The 19,324-nt window shown below is 45.4% G+C and carries 15 protein-coding genes and 1 tRNA gene; 5 read left to right on the top strand and 11 right to left on the bottom strand.

The features are described 5' to 3' along the window. Nucleotides 1–148: 148 nt before the first annotated feature. Both HMPREF0999_RS18645 and HMPREF0999_RS18640 read right to left on the bottom strand, forming a co-directional pair. A complete protein-coding gene (locus HMPREF0999_RS18645) occupies nt 149–751 on the bottom strand; it encodes a riboflavin synthase (RefSeq protein ID WP_009276616.1) in 603 nt (200 codons plus the stop codon). Between the two features lie 119 nt (nt 752–870). Beyond that, entirely contained in the window at nt 871–1,896 is a 1,026-nt protein-coding gene (locus HMPREF0999_RS18640) for a DUF362 domain-containing protein (protein ID WP_005862002.1), read from the bottom strand. Nucleotides 1,897–2,111: 215 nt separating this feature from the next. Between HMPREF0999_RS18640 and HMPREF0999_RS18635 the strand changes: the two genes are divergently transcribed. Next, nucleotides 2,112–3,161 (top strand): linear amide C-N hydrolase, encoded by a 1,050-nt coding sequence (locus HMPREF0999_RS18635; RefSeq protein ID WP_005862000.1) that lies wholly within the window; start codon nt 2,112–2,114, stop codon nt 3,159–3,161. A 109-nt stretch (nt 3,162–3,270) separates the two neighbouring features. Here the strand turns inward: HMPREF0999_RS18635 and HMPREF0999_RS18630 are convergent, their stop codons facing one another. From HMPREF0999_RS18630 to HMPREF0999_RS18595, 8 genes are all read right to left on the bottom strand, one after another. Continuing rightward, nucleotides 3,271–5,598: an ABC transporter permease gene (locus HMPREF0999_RS18630; protein WP_009276615.1), complete on the bottom strand. Its 2,328-nt coding sequence runs from the start codon at nt 5,596–5,598 to the stop codon at nt 3,271–3,273. A gap of 17 nt (nt 5,599–5,615) precedes the next feature. Next, nucleotides 5,616–7,991, bottom strand: a complete 2,376-nt coding sequence (locus HMPREF0999_RS18625) for an ABC transporter permease (RefSeq protein WP_008780854.1) — start codon at nt 7,989–7,991, stop codon at nt 5,616–5,618. 12 nt (nt 7,992–8,003) lie between these two features. Then, nucleotides 8,004–9,254, bottom strand: a complete 1,251-nt coding sequence (locus tag HMPREF0999_RS18620) for an efflux RND transporter periplasmic adaptor subunit (RefSeq protein WP_005861993.1) — start codon at nt 9,252–9,254, stop codon at nt 8,004–8,006. A gap of 47 nt (nt 9,255–9,301) precedes the next feature. Continuing rightward, nucleotides 9,302–10,636, bottom strand: coding sequence for a TolC family protein (locus HMPREF0999_RS18615; protein ID WP_005861991.1), 1,335 nt, complete (start codon nt 10,634–10,636; stop codon nt 9,302–9,304). 504 nt (nt 10,637–11,140) lie between these two features. Then, nucleotides 11,141–11,215 (bottom strand) — tRNA-Pro (locus HMPREF0999_RS18610). Nucleotides 11,216–11,274: 59 nt separating this feature from the next. After that, entirely contained in the window at nt 11,275–12,015 is a 741-nt protein-coding gene (locus HMPREF0999_RS18605; RefSeq protein ID WP_009276614.1) for a murein L,D-transpeptidase catalytic domain family protein, read from the bottom strand. A 34-nt stretch (nt 12,016–12,049) separates the two neighbouring features. After that, complete coding sequence (locus tag HMPREF0999_RS18600) at nt 12,050–13,069, bottom strand: L,D-transpeptidase (RefSeq protein WP_009276613.1); 1,020 nt, start codon at nt 13,067–13,069, stop codon at nt 12,050–12,052. Between the two features lie 113 nt (nt 13,070–13,182). After that, the gene (locus tag HMPREF0999_RS18595) at nt 13,183–14,271 is read right to left on the bottom strand and encodes an acyltransferase (protein ID WP_005861985.1); all 1,089 of its coding nucleotides are present in this window, start codon (nt 14,269–14,271) and stop codon (nt 13,183–13,185) included. 184 nt (nt 14,272–14,455) lie between these two features. Between HMPREF0999_RS18595 and HMPREF0999_RS18590 the strand changes: the two genes are divergently transcribed. Continuing rightward, nucleotides 14,456–14,992: an HdeD family acid-resistance protein gene (locus tag HMPREF0999_RS18590; protein ID WP_008774007.1), complete on the top strand. Its 537-nt coding sequence runs from the start codon at nt 14,456–14,458 to the stop codon at nt 14,990–14,992. Here HMPREF0999_RS18590 and HMPREF0999_RS18585 read toward each other — a convergent pair. Further along, entirely contained in the window at nt 14,987–15,892 is a 906-nt protein-coding gene (locus tag HMPREF0999_RS18585; protein ID WP_005861981.1) for a helix-turn-helix domain-containing protein, read from the bottom strand. The genes HMPREF0999_RS18590 and HMPREF0999_RS18585 overlap by 6 nt on opposite strands. Nucleotides 15,893–16,203: 311 nt before the next feature. On the opposite strand from HMPREF0999_RS18585, the gene HMPREF0999_RS18580 reads away from it, so the two are divergent. Genes HMPREF0999_RS18580 through HMPREF0999_RS18570 form a run of 3 tightly spaced genes read left to right on the top strand, consistent with a single transcriptional unit; the run spans nt 16,204 to nt 19,319 of the window. After that, nucleotides 16,204–16,806, top strand: a complete 603-nt coding sequence (locus tag HMPREF0999_RS18580; protein ID WP_009276612.1) for a TetR/AcrR family transcriptional regulator — start codon at nt 16,204–16,206, stop codon at nt 16,804–16,806. A gap of 42 nt (nt 16,807–16,848) precedes the next feature. Next, on the top strand, nt 16,849–18,240 hold the full coding sequence (locus HMPREF0999_RS18575) for a TolC family protein (protein ID WP_008780850.1): 1,392 nt from the start codon (nt 16,849–16,851) through the stop codon (nt 18,238–18,240). 53 nt (nt 18,241–18,293) lie between these two features. Next, nucleotides 18,294–19,319 (top strand): efflux RND transporter periplasmic adaptor subunit, encoded by a 1,026-nt coding sequence (locus HMPREF0999_RS18570; protein ID WP_009276611.1) that lies wholly within the window; start codon nt 18,294–18,296, stop codon nt 19,317–19,319. The last annotated feature ends 5 nt before the right edge of the window (nt 19,320–19,324 follow it).

Raw genomic sequence — 19,324 nt, 5'->3', positions numbered from 1 at the left:
CCAAGGATAGTTTTGGTTAGTGAAAATTTACTTAAAACGTTTTTAATCGTACACGCACGGAATTAAGATTGTCCGTAGATAGAAAAGGCTCTAGCCGGGATCATCAGATACCGCTAAAGCCTTTTATGGATAGGAAATTCTTCGAACCTTATTTAAACTGCATCATCTTGCTGATATACTTCCCGACAATATCGAACTCTAGGTTCACTACCGTACCTTTCTCGATCTGGCAAAAGTTCGTGTTATCGTGCGTATAAGGGATGATAGCGACTTGGAAACTGTTTTGCTGGGAGTTGCATACCGTCAGACTGACGCCGTTCACGCAAACGGAGCCTTTCTCCACGGTCATATACCCCTGCTGGGCCATCTCCTTATCAAAAGCGTACTCGAACGTATAGTACCAGCTGCCGTCCGCCTCCTTCACCTCCGCACAAACGGCAGTCTGGTCCACGTGCCCCTGTACGATATGCCCGTCCAGACGGCCGTTCATCAACATGCTACGCTCCAAGTTCACCTTATCGCCCACTTTCAGGTTCCCGAGGTTCGAACGTTCCAAGGTCTCCTTGATAGCGGTAACCGTATACGTATCTTCCGTCATGCTTACCACCGTAAGGCAAACGCCGTTGTGAGCCACGCTCTGATCTATTTTCAGCTCATTCACGAATGAGCACTTCATCGTCAGATGAAGGTTTCCTTTATCGGATTGGAGGGCTACTACCTGAGCCGCTTCTTCTACAATACCTGAGAACATAATCAAATCGTTTTTAGTTTGTACTCCCAAAACTGTTATTTATTCATGGGCAAAGATAACGCCTTTGAGGTAATAAGCCCGATAAAAAGGAAGTTATTAAATGTTTTTAATTTACGATATTATTTATCGTCCAAGGAGACCAAATCATACCGCTGGCTTCCCATACCCAACGCCTCCGCATGCTCGACGATATGGATGCCATGGCGGGATTCCATGCGCTCGATCAAGTGGACACGGCCAGGGTCCGGCGAGGCGTAAACCAGATCTACGCAAGCCTTATCCAAGGCCACGGGATCGAGTGAGGCTAGCATACCGATATCCGCCATTTTCGGCTCTTCCGGGTTCGAATCGCAATCGCAATCTACGGAGAGTCGATTCATTACGCTGATATAAAGTATATTTTCGCCACAATGGGTAGTCACGGCCTTAGCCGCCTCGGCCATTGATTCCAAGAAATGATCCTGTTCGGGAAGGTTGTTCCACAAGTCGGTTTTCGTCTTACCCGCCGTATGTATCCAAGCCTTTCCGGCGGATGAGGCTATACCGATAGAGATATTTTTCAGCGCTCCCCCGAAACCGCCCATGGCATGTCCCTTGAAATGGGAAAGGACGACCGTAAAATCATAATCCAGATAATGGGAGCCTACGAAATCCTCTTTCAGGTGTTTACCGCCTTGAACCGGAAGAGCCACCTCGCCGTCGGCATCCATGATATCCACCTTAGCGATGGCCGTGAAGCCATGATCGGCGGCGGCTTTCAAATGGCTGTCGGTATCCGCGCGTCCGCCTCCGTAAGCCGTGTTACATTCCACGATCGTACCGTTTACTTTCTTTACCAAGTCTTTGATAAGTGTAGGTTGCAGGAAGTTATGGCCTCCCGGCTCTCCGGTAGAGAGCTTCACCGCCACTTTCCCCTTGGCCTTCCGTCCCAAGGCGTCGTAGAGACGGATCATGTTCTGAGGAGTGATATCTTTCAACATATATACCTTCGAAACTCCGGCAGAGGATTCGCTTTTCGCAATCTCCGGCCTCACTTCGCCTGCGATACTCTCTACAGGTATAGAACCTGCCACCATCCATGCGCCACCCATAACGACCGAACTCCGTATGAAGTTACGGCGTGACATTTTTTGTTTTGCTGTCATGATATAGAATTTAAATTCATATGTTTCTTATTTAATCGATACGCGAAGTTCTTTAAAAACTTGAAAAATAAGACTCCTTTACGAACAAAACGAATTTTGAAAGCCTAAAAACGAAATGGGGGTTGTTCACACGGCTCCGTATCCCGTATATCATTCTAAAACATTCCTTAAAGCCACTTGTTTCATAAATAGATTATCCTAATAATATAGATCTTATGAAATCAAAGAATTTAACACTGGCCTCTCTTTTCGCCGGCTTGTTCATGTTCATGAACCCTATGGGAAGCGAGGCGTGTACAAGGGCCGTTTACCTCGGGCCGGACGATATGGTCGTAACCGGACGTACCATGGATTGGAAAGAGGACCCGCAATCCAACCTGTATCTCTTCCCCCGGGGCGTACAGAGAAGGGGAGCGATATCCGATAATACCATCCAATGGACCTCGAAATACGGAAGCGTGGTGACCGCCGGGTATGATATCGGTACGTGCGACGGCATGAACGAGAAGGGACTTGTTGCCAACCTATTGTTCCTCACCGAGTCATCTTATTTCCGACCGGACGATAACCGCCCGGTTATGGGGCTTAGCATCTGGACGCAGTATGTACTCGATAATTTCGCCACGGTAGATGAGGCGGTTGCCGAGTTAAGCAAGGAGGTCTTCCGCATCGACGATCCGGATCTTCCGAACGGGGCGAAATCGACCTTGCATCTCTCGATCTCGGACGCATCAGGGAATAGCGCTATCTTCGAGTACCTAAATGGGAACTTGGTTATCCATGAGGGACGGGAATGCCAAGTCATGACGAATTCCCCTACATACGATAAGCAACTAACCTTAAACGATTACTGGCAACAGATAGGCGGCTTGGTCATGTTGCCGGGTACGAACCGGGCTTCCGATCGTTTCGTGCGTGCCTCTTTCTATATCCACGCCATCCCGCAGACAAGTAATTTCCGGGAAGCGGTAGCCGGGGTATTCAGCGTAATGCGTAACGTATCGGTACCTCTGGGAATCACGACCCCGGATCAACCGAATATCTCCTCTACCCGCTGGCGTACGGTAGCCGACCAGAAGAATAAGGTATATTACTTCGAGTCTACTTTAAGCCCGGATATCTTTTGGGTCGATTTCAAGAGCTTGGACTTCAAGGCAGGTACACCTATCAAGAAACTAACGCTCACAAACGGCGAGATTTACGCCGGAAACACCGCCAAAGATTTCAAGGACAGCAAGCCGTTACCGTTCTTGTTCGGGATCTGAAGGACTAGAAAAACAGACAAGAATAAATAAGGGGAGGTATCAAAAGTCGGTATTTACTCCCCCCTTATTTTTAAACAAGCGTTATTACCTTTTATGATATGCTTAACAATTAAAGCCTATGCCTAAAGCTATCCACCGGATTCGATGTGGCAGCCCGGTAGCTCTGGAAAAAGACAGAGACAAACGAGATCATGAGGCAGAATAAGCCGGCGGCGATAAATATCAGCGGACTTAAACCGATACGATACGAATAGTCGGACAGCCAATCTTTCATAAAGTACATAATAATAGGTATGGCGATCACGAAAGCAATCAACACATAGTTCAAGAACGTGAATACGAGCTTAACCAATATCTGCCGGTTGCTGGAACCAAATACCTTTCGTACGGATACTTCTTGCAAACGCTGTTGGATAAAGTAAGTGGACATCGCCAATAAGCCTAGCAAAGAAATAAGGATGGCGATTATCGAGAATACGATCACGATCTTTGCCAAACGGATTTGCGAGTCGAATGAGTTTTGTAAACGCTCATCCATGAAGTAAGCCTCAAACTCAAGTCCGGTCACTTTCTCATATACTTTACCGATAGCCTCCTTTGCGGCGAAAGGATCACCTTGTGTCTCGATCAAGATCATCCAAGGATCTTCATTATCTTTCAAGAAACGGAACATGACAGGGTTCATCCCTGTCGTCACATTTCCAAAGCAATAGAAATCCCGGACGATACCCGCTATCGCTATCGGTCTTTCTTGCCTGTCCAGCATAAAAGAGGCCGCATCCTCCGATAAGTTCATCTCACGCATCGCTTGCTCGTTTAGGAACCAGCCCTCTGTCGTTAAATGGTTATCACGCAAAATCTCCAATCCCAGCATATCGTAACACTCCTTATCCATAACGAATTGCTGAAAAGATATATTTTGCCCCTGATAAGTAGCAGTCCAATTATTACTACCGAATAAAGGCAATCCTTGAGTCTTCCCGACCCTATCTACGCATGACAAACCTTTCAACTCACCGACAAAAGCGGATAACTGCCTTTCATCCACCGACCGCATAGCCAATAAATTCTTCGTTTTATATCCGACAGGAGCGTTGATCATATGAACGATCTGACAAACCATCGTGATAGAGGCGGCGATCATCGTGATCGTGATCACATTTTGGAATACGATAAAGAACTTACTGAATACCATTTTCGTCTTAGCCCGGAACGTACCCCTTACCACCTCGATCGGTTTAGAAGAAGAAATAATGATAGCAGGCAGTAAGCCGGATAAAACTCCCACGGCAACCGTTAATGAAACCAGAGCCAATAGCCAGACAGGTCTACCCAATACATTCATATCGACACGTGTCTGCAATAAATCATTGACAAACGGCACGACCGCCAGCGCAAGGAGAACCCCGATAATCAAAGAAATAAACGTAAGTAAAGTGGACTCCAGCATCAAACGCATGAATAACTCACCCCGTAAAGATCCCAAAAGGCGCCGGGTAGCCATCTCCTTCGCCCTGAAACCCGCTTGGGCAACCGTCAAGTTAATATAATTGATAACCGCAAAAATCAAGATAAGAAGACCTACGGACATCAGCACGATCACGAAACGCCAATCTCCCTTTCGCAAAGAAGAGTAAGAAGCGGCTTTCGCAAAATACTGCTCACTAAGCGGCAATATGCGTACCTCTTTTGCCGTCCCATATTGATACGGCCAATAAAATTCCTTGAACCAATGGGCCATATCCTCCGCACGAGAAGGGAAATCACTACCCTCACGCACCAAGACAAAAGCCGATGTACTTCCGGCATTCCCCAATTGATCCGGAGCCAACGACCAGTTCAAATACCGAACCTGCTCCCAACGCACGATCACATCGGCTTCGGGAATAGAGGAATGAAGTAAATCCTCCACCACCCCGTTTATAGTAGCCGATATGGTATCGCCCACCACCAACTTCCGTCCCATCGGATCATCCGTTCCGAACATCTTACGGGCGAACGAAGAGGAGACCACCGCATAGTTCCCGGCGGCCAACGCTTGCTCACGAGTGCCTTGTAGCAACCGGAAATCAAAGAAATCGAAGAACGTAGAGTCTGCGAACATCACGTTTGCCTTCAGTTTCCGATCACCGGAAACTACAACTATATCACTCGAATTACCCGCCACTACCGGACAAACTTTTTCTACCTCCGGATAGCGTTCCTTTATCTTATAAGGAATGGCGGCTCCGGTGGCCATCCAATTTTCATTCCCGACCAGATAGATACGATCCGCCTTGGTATGGAATTTATCTGTAGACATCTCCTGTACCGTATAGACCGCTATCAATAACACAAACATCAACGATACAGACAGACCAAACACGTCTATCAGCGTATAAGCCTTATTCCTTCCGAGGAACTTGAAAAAGGACTTAAAGTTCAATAAATTATTCATGAATTATAAATTTTCAATTACTCAGATTTCAAGCAGTTCACCGGATTATCATTAGCCGTCTTGCGGGCATCCAGACAAACCACGGAATATATAATCAATAAGACACATACGCCGCAACCCAAGAATATGTACCATGACAAAGGTACTTTCTCCGTGAATTGCTCTTGCCACTTTTGCAAGACAAAGTATGCTATGCCACCGCCTAATATGACCGCATAGATACAGATATATCCGATATCCTTTATGAACAACCTCAATATATCCCATAAGGTAGCCCCATTCACCCGGCGGACGGCGATCTCCTTACGACGACGGCTCACCTCATCATTCGTATAGCCTATAAGTCCTATCAACGTAACAAGAAGCGTGACCAGACCTCCGATCATCACGGAATCACGGAATTGGCGGGAGTCCTTATATAGATCCATGATCTCGGAACGGAAAGAGATAGCGCTCAGTTCACGATCCGGAAATGTCTCGGATATCTTCTGCTGTAAACGAGCCATATTATCGTTGGTCAGCTCATGGAACTTCACCTGCAAGGTGTACATGGGCTTATGCGCATAGAATAATACGGAGGGCCGCATATCTTGGTTCGAGATTCCTCCCAGACGGATATTCTCATACACGCCGCAAATCGTGAATGGCTCCTCATTCCATTTGCTATGCTCGGTGACGCAAATATCCTTCCCAACAACATCATCCGTCCAGCCCGCTACCAATTTCATCTTCTCCACGAAACGGCGGTCTACCATCACCTCTCTCGAGTTGGTCACATTCTCCGTGAACGAGCGGCCTTGGATCACGGGAATCTCCATCATGTCCAGATATCCGTTGCCTACCCAATAGAGATCGGCGATATTAAAAAGCTCTTGAGTCCCGCCCGGTAAAAGAATATTATTACCGGAAGCATGCTCGAAAGGCAATTGATAAACGGTGGTAGCCGCAGCGACTCCCGGAAGCCGCATCACCTCATCCAGAATCTTGGCACGAGAGGTAGAGTCCACGCCAGCTAACCCGCAGTAGGCAAGGTTCTCATAGGCATATCCCGGACGATCATTCACCATAAACGTATATTGACGGGCAACGAAAACAAGCATCGTCACCAAAAAGCCCGTAGCAACAAACTGGACAAGCAACAAGGCTTTCTTCCAGATACGCTTATTCTCCCGGTAATTACGGAAAGCGGAGGCCACCGGAATCCGGGCGTATAATGATCCCGGCATAAAACCAGATACGAAAAACACCAAGATACATATCCCTAGCAAGACCAAGCTACCATTAGACAAGAGCAAGGAATCTAACGAAGTCGCCAACAACTCCTCTACCGTACCTCTAAACGCAAGGATCAACAATAAGGCCAAGATCAGTGAAAGCACTATATGTACCAACGCCTCACCAAACATCATACCATGAATATTATTCTCGCTTGCCCCATAACATTTATGGACAGCCACCTCCTTCGAGCGATTTACGATAGAGGATATCACGATCAAGATATAGTTCATCACCGCCGTAAAGATCAAAGCGAAGGCCAGTAAGGAAAGTATCCACGTCATTCGCTTGACTTGCGGCAACTCCTTGTGTAGATTATCTAGCTTATGAAATGAGAAATCAATGCTTAACCCGACCTTTTGCTGTTCCTCCGGAGGGAAATAAGAATTCACAAACGTACGCACCTGTTCCTCCAAAGCTAAAGGATTCACCCCCTTGTGCAACTTCACATAGCTTATGTAACGATCGTTTCCCAACATATTAGTAGGCGAACCCTCCCACATGAACCGACCCGCCGAAGCCATGGAAACAATTACATCGTAACGGGAATGAGAATTTTCCGGAACTTCCTCAAAAACGCCACCAATAGTCATAGTACGTCCCGGCGAATTGTCTACCGTGAAGTTTTTCCCGATAACATCGCCTCCGATATTTTTCGCTATACGACTTGATATCAACACGTACATCGGGGTGGAAAGAACCTCTTTCGCATTTCCGATCAACATAGGACGAGGAAGAATATCAAAGAAACAACTATCCGCTATGATACAACGACCGGAGTATTTCATCTTGGTGTCGGTCATCGTAAAGGTCCAGTCTCCAAAACTCGTGTATCGGGTGACGGTCTCGATCTCGGGTATCTGTTGTTGCATAGTTGGAGCGATGCCACCGCTTGTTTGCGGATAATCCTTCAACTCCCCTCCATTTTGCTGGTATTTCGCCCAGACTTGATAGACCCGGTCTCTATCCGGATAAAAATCATCATACGATTGTTCGAAATAGACTTTAGCGATCAATACCAAGCCTACCGCTAAGCCGATTCCCAACGATACGATTTTCATCACGTTATGCCGCCCTTTCTTAAAAATGGAACGAATGGCGATTAGTATGTTTTTCATATTATATCGATTTTATTCCAGCACCAGCACTTCATTATCCTTATAACTCTCATAACTGGACACAATCACCTTCTCACCGGCTTCCAGACCTTCAAGAACCTCATAATATTGCGGGTTCTGACGGCCGATCTTGATAGAACGCCTGTAAGCTTTCTTTCCATCCGGATCAAGAACAAATATCCAGCTTCCGCCCGTGCTCTGGAAGAAAGTTCCCTTCGGGATAATGATACTCTCGGTAGGTTGCCCCAGCTCCAAGTTGATATAGTAGGTCTGTCCACTACGGATATTATCCGGACGCTCACCCGTGAAAACGAAATCCGTACGGAACTTACCATCACGAACCTCGGGATAAACTTTGCGCACCGTTAAGTCGAAAGACGAGCCTTGACGCTCGAAAGCGGCGCTTAAGCCCGGTTTCACGCGGTCTATATAATGCTCGTCGATCATGGCCTCTATCTTATAATCGGAAAGGTCGTTAATCTGGCCGATCTTTTGTCCGGGATTGATGCTTTGCCCCAATACGACATCCAACAGTCCCAACTCACCGTCGATCTGGGAACGGACATTCAAGTTTTCCTTACGTTCGCGGATCAACAGGATATTCTTCCGCATGTTCGCCAAGCTGGCCTCCATCTCATCCATCTGGATCGTGCGGGAGATAGAGTCTTGGCGCAAGCGCTCGGTAATCAAGGCGTGCTTTTGAGAGGCTAACTCGAAGTCCTCCTTCGCTTTCAGATAATCCTCCTTGGCGATCAAGTTCTCTTTATACAACTGCTCTTGTTGGTTGAACGAGCGGCGGGCCCGGTTCATGTCCATATCGTATTGAAGTTTCTCCATCTGATTGGTCAGCTTATCCTGCTCCATGGTAACCTGCGTATTACGAAGGAAGTTCTGCTTCTCCGCCAACTCGGCCTCAGCGTTCAAGATCTGCAAATCTAGATTTGAGTTGCTCAGACGAACAATGATATCGCCTTTCTTCACTTGGGCACCCTCTTCCACGACTTTCTCCTGTACGATACCGCCCTCCTCGGGGCTAAGCTGCACGACCGTGATAGGTTGCACCTGACCATCCATACGAAAGAAGTCATTGAATTGCTCACGGGTCACATTACCGATGCTAATCCCTCTCGCATCCACTTTCAACGTAGAAGCATGATCACCAAAGATAATCCATCCCAACAAGATAACGAACAACACGCCACCCGCTACATAAGGAATATGCTTCTTCTGAAGACCTTTCTTTTTCTCTAATTGTATATCCATCGTATTCTATATTTTTTATTATCATCTAAATTCTATGTTCTCAATTCTTATTCATTGATAAGAGGCTTGCCCTTATAATAATCCACCAGCTTGCTTTTCAATAAGTACATCAATCGCTTTTGAAGCAGATTGGCCTTGGACTCCAACAGCGTATTCGCACTTGTCTGTACATCCAGCGTGCTCATCAGGCCTTCCTCGTACTTCCGTAGGGTAACACGATAAGCCAACTCATCCGATTTCACCTTCTTATCCATCTGTATGGCCTCTTTAGCGTATCCCTCACGATCCAAGACCGATTGCTCTACCGCTGTCTGCAACTGGCGAAAGACCTCTGTCCTTGTCTCCCGTGCGATCCGCATATTGTTACGGTAACGACGAGCGTTCGTTAATCTGCTCAAACCATCGAATAAGGGGAAGCTAAGGCTAAAAGAGACATATTCACCACGGTTATTTTTAAACTGATCCTTGAAACCTTCCGGGGCATTATCAGACTTCAGGTTCTCGAAATAACTCGTAGAGATTCCGGCATTCAAATAAATGCTCGGTAGCAACTTTCCTTTATAAATACGATATTGGTATTTACTTTGCGTTAATTGATACTCGGCTTGCAAGGCGGTAGGGTTATTCCCGGACGCATAGGCGAAAATCTCCGCCACATTCTCTACTTCCGGGACATAATTGATATCCGGTAATAAAGTATCCACCTCCAGTTCTAAATCAGATGGATAATTCATACATTCCCTCAAAGTAAGCAAGGCCGTATTGAAAAGATTCTGTTGGTGGGTCAATGTATAATCATCGGCTGCCACCTGAGCCTCGAATTGAGCTACATCCGCTTTCCCTTTCAAACCCAGCTCTTCTTGCCGGCGAGTCTTATATAAGGTACGGTTACTCTCCTCCAATTTCTCGGCCGCCATACGAATCGTTCCTTTATAATACACCACATCCATATAAGCCTGCATGGTTTTCATCGCTAAATCATCTTTCGCTTTCTGTATGTCATTAACTCCCATACGGCGATTGGATTTTGCCATCAACCATTGATTGATCAGCTGTCCGCCCGTAAAAATAGGAATAGAAGCGTCGAGGCCATAGTTATTATTAAACGTAGAAGTATTCTCATAGGTATTGGTCGCAGGGTCGATCGAACGGCCAAAACTATATTGCGCTCCGACCTTAGCCGATGCCGCCGGGAAAAAAGAAGCTACGGCGGCATTCCGTTCCGCCTTATACGTATCTGATGTATAAACTTGCTTTTTAACCGATGGGCTGTTTTCCACGGCATAGCGCATACATTCATCCAAAGTCCAAAGTTTCTCTTGGGCCACCGTCGCGGTAGCGAAACTGAGAGAAAGAACTGTTGTAAGTAATATTTGTTTCATTGCTCTATTATTTTCTACCTAAATAATAGCAAAGAACGTGCCAAAACACATAAACAACTAAACAACAATCAGATAACAAAAAGCTATTCTTTTAGAACTGTCCAATATTTTGACAACGCTGTCTAATTGTTTGACACTATTCCCACTTTGACACGTAAGAGCGTCTCCTCTTCTCCCTAAGTAAAAAACGCTCTACTCCTATATGAATTCTTGCTCGATAGCCTATGAATTCTTATGCGCATACTGTATAATTCTACAAACCACGACGTGGTCTGTACAGATCAAGACGTGGAATATACAGATCACGACGTGGTCTATATATTCCACGGCGATAATCTGGAAATAGATGAGATAGTAATTATATTTGTATATAGTAAGAAGAATTTTTTTTACTTGAAGATACGAACAATTGTTTTGATTACAATCGTTGACTATCCTTTAGATTTAAGGGTAGGACACAAAAAAGGGAAACAGTTGAATACCAACCATTTCCCTTTCATCAAGTCGGGGTACCAAGATTCGAACTTGGGACCCCCTGCTCCCAAAGCAGGTGCGCTAACCGGACTGCGCTACACCCCGTCTTGCAATTCATAGTGTTTATCTCTGATTGCGGTGCAAAGGTACGCCTTTATTTTAAACTACAAAACTTTTCGGTAACTTTTTTCATGAAAAATATCATTTTCTTGTTGAGTGGATAGAATGGAACTTTGCGTCAGATAGTTCTTATCGTTGGCGTAAATAAATAAAAGGGTTCCATTCTTTATCGTATTAATAATTGGCTTACTGACAGATACAGGCAACGCAGGGCAACCAAGGCTACGTCCTAACCGCCCCGAGGAAGCTGCCACAGAAGGATCGGAATAAGAGGCACCATGAATTACAATCGCCCTTTGCTTAGCCAAATCATTTATTCCTTTTTCCAATCCATTTAGGATAAGCGAATAGCCATTCCGGCCTTGGTACGTATTTTCCGTCAGATAAAATCCTAAAGAGCTTTTATGGGAACCGTTCTCGTTCGAGAAAGAGGTCGCATAATTCCCTCCGCTATTCTTACCGTGAGAAACCAAAGAGGTGTAAAGTATTCTCTTTTGCCGTATATCCAATACAACCATACGCTCCGCCGTAGAAGGTTTAGAGAAATCGATCAATGTAAGGATATCCTTATTTTTCCGATCAATCTTCTCGGAACCTCTAAGCCCCTGCATAAACGCATCGAAACAAACCCATTGATCCAATCGCATCTCCTCATATAATTGGCGCCCCATAACCGCCACAGACGTTGATCTCGTTTCCGGAGATAGGGCACGCAAAACGCCACCGGTTGAAATTGAACCTACAGACAAGACAATAAAAAACAAATACAAGAAAATCCTTCGCATACTAAAAAACAATAACGCCGCAAAGTTATGATTTTTATTCTAATACAAAAACAATCGTCTCATTAACAGGCGCCCAATCGTAAACAAATTGCGCATGCGAAGTCGCGTTTCTCACACACATATGAGACCGTGGTGTCGTTCCCAACGAAGGACTATATTCGATCAACGATTTACGAGGAGCGTTGACCGGTACGCCATGGATATACGCCCCATTCGTAAAACGGTTGGCATAAGGAGCGAATCCACCTGTCTCCTTGGAACCGTCTACCAAATAGATCATGCGAGACTTTTTTTCTTGGAGAACATACATTCCCAACGGGGTTTCCTGCGCATAAGGAGGACGATGCTGTCCGGTAGTCGCAGGGTTCATGCTACGAACCAACCATTTCGAGCCGACGTGCTCCAAGGTCGCGATATTCTGGTTATGACGATCCACGAAGATCGCCTTATCGAAGACTACCGTATCCCCTATTTGCTTGATATATTTCTTCGGAGCATACCACTCCTCCTCCCCATCATACACGGTTTGTATACGAGCGAATTTAGAATCCTCATCCATCGCCTTGATACGAACCAAGCTACCGTCACGTCCATAGATCTCGGGAGTCACGGTATCAGTCAGCAAATAAAGCGGGACGGATTGATAGCGTTCTACACCAAGCGTATCGGAAACCCTCTTATAGGCATCTCTCTTGAAGACTTTTACAAGAGGAGCCTCTCCATTCCTGTTTTTATAGTTCTGCAAGATCGCCCATTGAGACGGCTCCCTTTGGATCGACTCCAATAAGGATAATCTTTCTTTCATTTTCTCCCACTGGAACTCCCGTGTCGTATCTTTATAGGGGTAAGTATCTTCTAAAGTATGCTTATCGTAAAGCAGCTCTTTCTCTATTTCGATACGGAGAGGCAAAGTCTCCACGATCACAGCGGAATCCTTCGATATAGAATCCACAGGAATTAAGACCTCGGTTTGAGCAGGCTCGGTCCTCGGCGTACAATAACTTAGCGTACAAAGGCTCGATATCAAAAGTATAAAAACTGTTCTCGTCATCATTATTACCCGGGATTTATTTGAATATCGTAAATATACGATTTTTTCCAAATAACAGGTAATCTTATCATCTTGTTTACAAAGTAACCGCGCCAAATGACAGAGCTATCCTATATTCATCCTATAATCCATTTACTGCCCGGTATTAATGAGATAATCTTTGTCGTCACATAACAGCAGATAAATGTACTTACCGCAATGCATGGTATGGCGGCGACAGTAGGCAAGGCTAAGTCGTGCTTAAACACCGTTACCCACAATCCGAGCCAAAATATATGCATAAGGTACATACCGTAGCTGAGTTTAGACATCTCTGTTATGAGTCGTGGAGATTTCGAATTGCCTATGCAAGTAAAAGCGAGGAACGTACCCGCCGTAAGAAGCACACAATTGATCGTACAGAAAGCCCATCCGATCTCTATCTCAGGTGTGACAAGAGTTACTCCGGGTATCGCTTGGACATAGAAGGAATAAATCGTCAGCAAGGCACCGACGACCATCGAGGCGATTCCGATAACCAGACGTTTAGAACGGTTCCATGTAAGATGGACATGTATATAATGTGCCAGTACGAGGTATCCTAAATAACCGGAGAAGTACCACAGTATATGGTATTCGTTCCAAAAACATTGTCCCCACACCTCGCCGAAGCAACGATTGAGATAGGGCATACAGGTCGACAACAGAAACAAGCCGATGAAAAAACGCTCTTCTTTCGCCGTGGCTTTATTCAACCATGGCGATATTACGGGTATAAATAAATAGAGGCTGATCAAAGGGTACATGAACCACAAATGTCCGGCCTGTGAAGGAAAGTTCAAGAATATTCTCGATATATCTTTCAATGATGTCTCGGCATCTATCTGCCCCCACAGCAAGGGTAAAGTGCTGTATAGTATCATAAATATGAAAAACGGCGGTAAGATGCGAATACAACGCTGACGGTAGAATTGCCAAGAGGTCAGCCCTGCCTTCATCGGCGCAAGAAGAAAGGCGGAGACAATTATAAACAATGGCACCGCCATGCGTGAGAAACCATCGTATACGGCTACCCACAACCGATCAGCCTCATTGGCCAGATAAGATTGCGGTCCCACCATATCCGTGGAGCCCTCAGCTCCATAAAAGTTTTCACTGGCGTGGACAACCATGACAAGGAAGCACGCAAACACACGCACGTAATCCAAAAAAACTATACGCTTCATTTTTTGTTTTAGTATTATTATTCGTTAGATGATTTCAAGTTTGTCTTTTTACGCGAAGCATGCATTCAAGAGGGATATATTTCGATGTTTTTCCTGATACTGCTTTATGGCGCACAAAGGTAAAAAAAGTCGGAAAGAATATATACCTTTGTCATATTATAAGTGAAATCTAAAATAAAAACATATGAGATCTATTAATGGTGCGGTTTTACGTAGCGCATTCGCGATGGTATTAGGGTTTGTTTTGGTATTATGGCCGGAAGCAGCCATAACCTATCTGGTTATCACGATCGGTATACTATTCATTTTACCGGGATTATTCGCTATCCTCAGCTATTTCACCCGACCGAAGAACGAGAACGGGGAGAAACCGATGTTTCCTATCGAGGCAGCGGGAAGCGTACTGTTCGGAGCGTGGTTGGTGATCATGCCCGAGTTCTTCGTGAATATATTAATGTACTTACTCGGAGCCTTATTAGTAATTGCCGGTGTACAGCAATTGGTTTCATTGATATCCGCAAGGAAATGGAGCAATGTACCGTTGGGGTTCTACCTGATGCCGGCTTTGATCTTGATAACCGGAGTAATGATTCTTGCCTACCCGTTCGGGGCGGCGGCAAATACATTCGTAATCTTCGGTGTAGCCAGCATTTTCTACGGGGCTTGTGAGTTGATCAACTGGTATAAGTTCCGCAAGCGTATAGAAAATACCGGATTATGATTTCCGGTATTCCATGGGTGATATACCCATATGCTTCTTGAAAAACTTACCGAAAGTGGATTGATCGGAGAAGTGGAGTATATCCGCTACTTGCTGAACCGTGGCTTGCGGGGCCTTCAACAGCATCTTGGCCTCGACGATCAAGGCGTCGTCAATCCATTTATTCGCTGATTTACCCGTTAGCTCTTTCAAGATAAGCGAAAGATACTGTGGGGTAATAAATAATTTCTCGGCATAGAAAGTAACGACGTGCTGCTCCTTGCAATGCTCGAAAAGCAATTGCAGGAACTGCTCGAAAAGCTCCTCCTTCCGGGAGAGTGTAGGTGCCGTCATCAGCTCCTTCTTACCCATAAAGATATTAGCCAACTCGATAAAGAAACCGACTAAGGCGTTTTGGAGAGCCTCCTTCTGGAAAAAATGGGTACGCAGCTTCATCTTTTCCCGTAAGATGGAGAATTGGCCGGATATATGCTCAGTCTCCTCGGCACTCATCGCAGCACATGGATTCTTACGGATCTGCATATAATGCACCATAGAGTTCTTTTTCCCTGCCGGGGTAGTATATCCATCCAGAAAAGATCTGGACACGATCAACAAACGCCCTCTCAAATCTTTGCTCACTTTCGATACCTGTATGATATGAGTCGGCATCAAGGTTATAAACGTATTCTTCTCTATCTTATATGGAATATAGTCTACCGAAATATCAGCAGTACCTTCCTGTACCAAGATCATCAACAAGGCATTTAAACGCATCGGGGTGGAATGCTCCAGCCTTTTTTCCTCGTAATTAATCAAATCTCCGTTCAGATCCGCTATCGATAAATCATCTTGAAAGTTGTCGCTGGACTCAATTCCCTTGATTAACTCAGTGACTTCAATTAAAGGTAAATTTTTCATATCTATCTGTAGATTTTTATTATCACCTCGGACAAAGATAGAAATAAAAAGCCAAAGACCACCCACTATTTCGTTTTTAACCAATTTTCATCCAAAATTGAACGAATAACAAGAATTTTTGACAATATCCTGTTTCATTCCATACCAATACCGTAACAGTATAAACCTTTCTGGTTTTCTAAATATATCAGACCTTTGCGAATAGATTCGACGGGAATATCCGGTCATTGGTCGATTCCAACGGACGAGTCAGCGCTTTTTACTTGTATACAGGGATTGCCCCGGCTACTTTTGACGTAACAAAAAAGAATATGATAAAAGAACAGATTATTAATACGGCGTTCGATCTTTTTTCTCAATATGGCATCAAGAGTGTGAGTATGGATGATGTAGCGAAAGCGGCTGGCATCTCCAAGCGTACACTTTACGAGTCGTTCGAGGACAAGGAAACCTTGCTGATCGAGGGGATCGATCACAATACCGAATCGCTCGGACAATATCTGACAGGATTGGAAAAAGAACCTTTCAATGCCTTGGAAGTAATCCTGCTCTTCTATGAGGAGATGATGAAAAACCCGAGATGGTTCAACGAGAAGTTTTACGAGGACTTGAAGAAATATCCGAAAGCCCAACAAAAAATAGAGATGAATAAAGCGAGAATGGGTAAGAGGTGTATGGACTTGTTCACACGAGGCGTTAAAGAGGGCGTGTTCCAAAAGGGGATCAACTTCGAGATCATGGCCTTACTGGTGAAAGAGCAGACGAAGATGTTGCGGCCTTCCAATGTCTTCTGCAAGCATTCCATCACCGAGGTATACAACACGATCCTCCTCACATTCCTGAAAGGGATCAGTACCGAGAAGGGAAGAGCGATCCTAGACCGATTCGATCTCAAACAATCCTATGATTTATAGCGAACACTTAATGAGTTTAATCACAGACAAAATCTATCCTAAATGAAACGATTATTGATGAGTAGAAAAATGATGTTGGTCACATTTATGGTATTGCCTTTTCTGGCGGCGAGACCGGTTCTGGCTCAAGACACCCTGAAACTGGATCTTGGAAAAGCGCTAGAGATCGCCCTTAGCGAGAACCCGACCGTAAAAGTTGCCGATAAAGAAATACAGAAGAAAAAGTACGCACGTAAAGGCTCGTACGCTTCTCTATTTCCGCAGATCAGTTTTGCGGGGGACTACAACCGTACCTTGAAGAAACAGGTGATGTATATGGATTTCGACATGGGTGACATGGGAGGCGGCAGCTTGCCCGAAGGCACGGACATGTCGAGTATGGACGAGGGCTTCGAGGTAGGACGTAGCAACAACTGGAGCTTGGGCTTCAACGCTTCCATGCCACTGGTGAACGCCTCCTTATGGAAAAGCTTGAGTATCTCGGCCTTAGACGTGGAATTGGCGGTGGAGCAAGCTCGCTCTTCTAAAATAGCGATGGTGAACCAAGTGAAAAAGAGCTTTTACGCCGTCCTTCTGGCAAGCGACTCTTACCGGGTATTCAAGCAAAGTTACGACAATGCCATGGAGAATTATCTGGATATCAAACGGAAGTATGAACAGGGAACCGTAGCTGAATACGACTTGATACGTGCCGATGTGACGGTAAAGAATACAGAGCCTAATCTGTTGCAGGCAGAGAACTCCCTTACCTTGGCTAAATGGCAGTTAAAAGCGTTATTGGGCATGGATCTGGATTTAAATATCGATTGCGACGGACAACTGACGGATTTCAAGTCCAGCCTCTTCGCCGACTATCTATCCACGGATACAACCTTATCCGAGAATACGGACTTGAAACAATTAGACCTTCAGGCGGAACAGCTGAAAAAGACGCTGGTCATGCAGAAATTCGATTATCTGCCGACCTTGTCGCTGACCGGTCTATATCAATGGAGCGCCATGAACAATGACTTCAAGTTCAAGAATTACAGATGGAACCCCTATTCGATGATCGGTATCACGTTATCGGTTCCTATCTTCTCCGGAGGTAGTAAATTTTATAAGGTAAAGCAGACGAAAGTCTCCATCGACCAATTAAACCTGCAACGGGACGATACCAAGCGCAATTTGCAGTTGGCCGTTAAACAGTACATAGATAATATGAATACCTGTATCAAGAAGTTCGACGCCGCCCAAAAGGGAGTCGAGCAAGCGGAACGGGGATATATGATCTCGCAAAAACGGTATGACACCGGAGCCGGTACATGGCTGGAGATGAACGATGCCGAACTTGCCTTGACGCAGGCTCGGTTGAACTTCAACCAATCTATCTACGACTATATGGTAGCGAAGGCGGATCTGGAGAAAGTATTGGGTAACGAACAGATGAATTGAAAATTGAAAATTAAAAATTGAAAGTTTAATAGATAATAATTAGGAACAATTATATGAAGACAAGTCAAATGCTGAAAGTAATACCGATAGCTACATTGGCCCTGCTGATGTCTTGCTCGGGTAATAAGAGTGAGGAAGCCACGGAAACACAGAATGAGAAAGTAAAGGTGAAAGTGGAGACGGTCTCTGTTCAAGACGTGGAGCAACTCAGTGAATTTACCGCTACGGTGGAAGCGAATATCAAAAATAATATCGCTCCCCAAACCCCATTCCGTATCGAGAAAATCTTCGCCGAGGTAGGCGACCATGTAAAAGCCGGGCAGTTATTAGCCAAGATGGACGCTACCAGCCTAAAGCAAGCGAAGATACAATTGGATAACCAAGAGATCGAGTTCAAACGTATCGACGAGTTGTATAAGGTAGGCGGTGCTTCCAAATCCGCTTGGGATGCCCAAAAGACTTCCTTGGAAGTGGCTCGAGAGACGTATAAAAACTTGGTGGAGAACACCCAATTGCTAAGCCCGATCAGCGGAATCGTAACTGCCCGCAACTACGATAGCGGCGATATGTACAGCGGCGGAAACCCAATCTACACAGTGGAGGAAATCCGTCCGGTCAAATTAATGGTGAATGTCTCCGAGAGTCTTTTTACGAAAGTGAAGAAAGGCCATGAGGTAGATATCCGGCTGGATGTGTACGGAGACGAGGTTTTCAAGGGTAAAGTCAACTTGGTTTATCCGACGATCGATCCCGCTACCCGCACGTTCCCTGTGGAGATCAAGATCGCCAACTCGGATGAGCGAGTGCGACCGGGTATGTTCGCCCGAGTGACGATGAGTTTCGGCCATATGGATCACGTGGTGGCCCCGGATCGCTCTATCGTAAAACAATCAGGTGCCGGCGACCGGTATATCTATGTATGCAAAGACGGTAAGGTCTCCTACCAGAAGGTGGAGCTAGGACGCCGTATGGGTGATAAATATGAGATCATATCCGGAGTGGAGGATGGCGACCAAGTGGTTATCACCGGGCAAAGCCGCCTGACGAACGGTATGGAAGTTGAAATCGAAAACGAATAACAGAC

This window comes from Parabacteroides sp. D25 (genome assembly GCF_000307475.1).
GTDB classification, from domain to species: Bacteria; Bacteroidota; Bacteroidia; order Bacteroidales; family Tannerellaceae; genus Parabacteroides; species Parabacteroides distasonis.
Note: the sequence above shows the minus strand (reverse complement) of the source record. Positions and strands in the feature narration are given on the sequence as shown.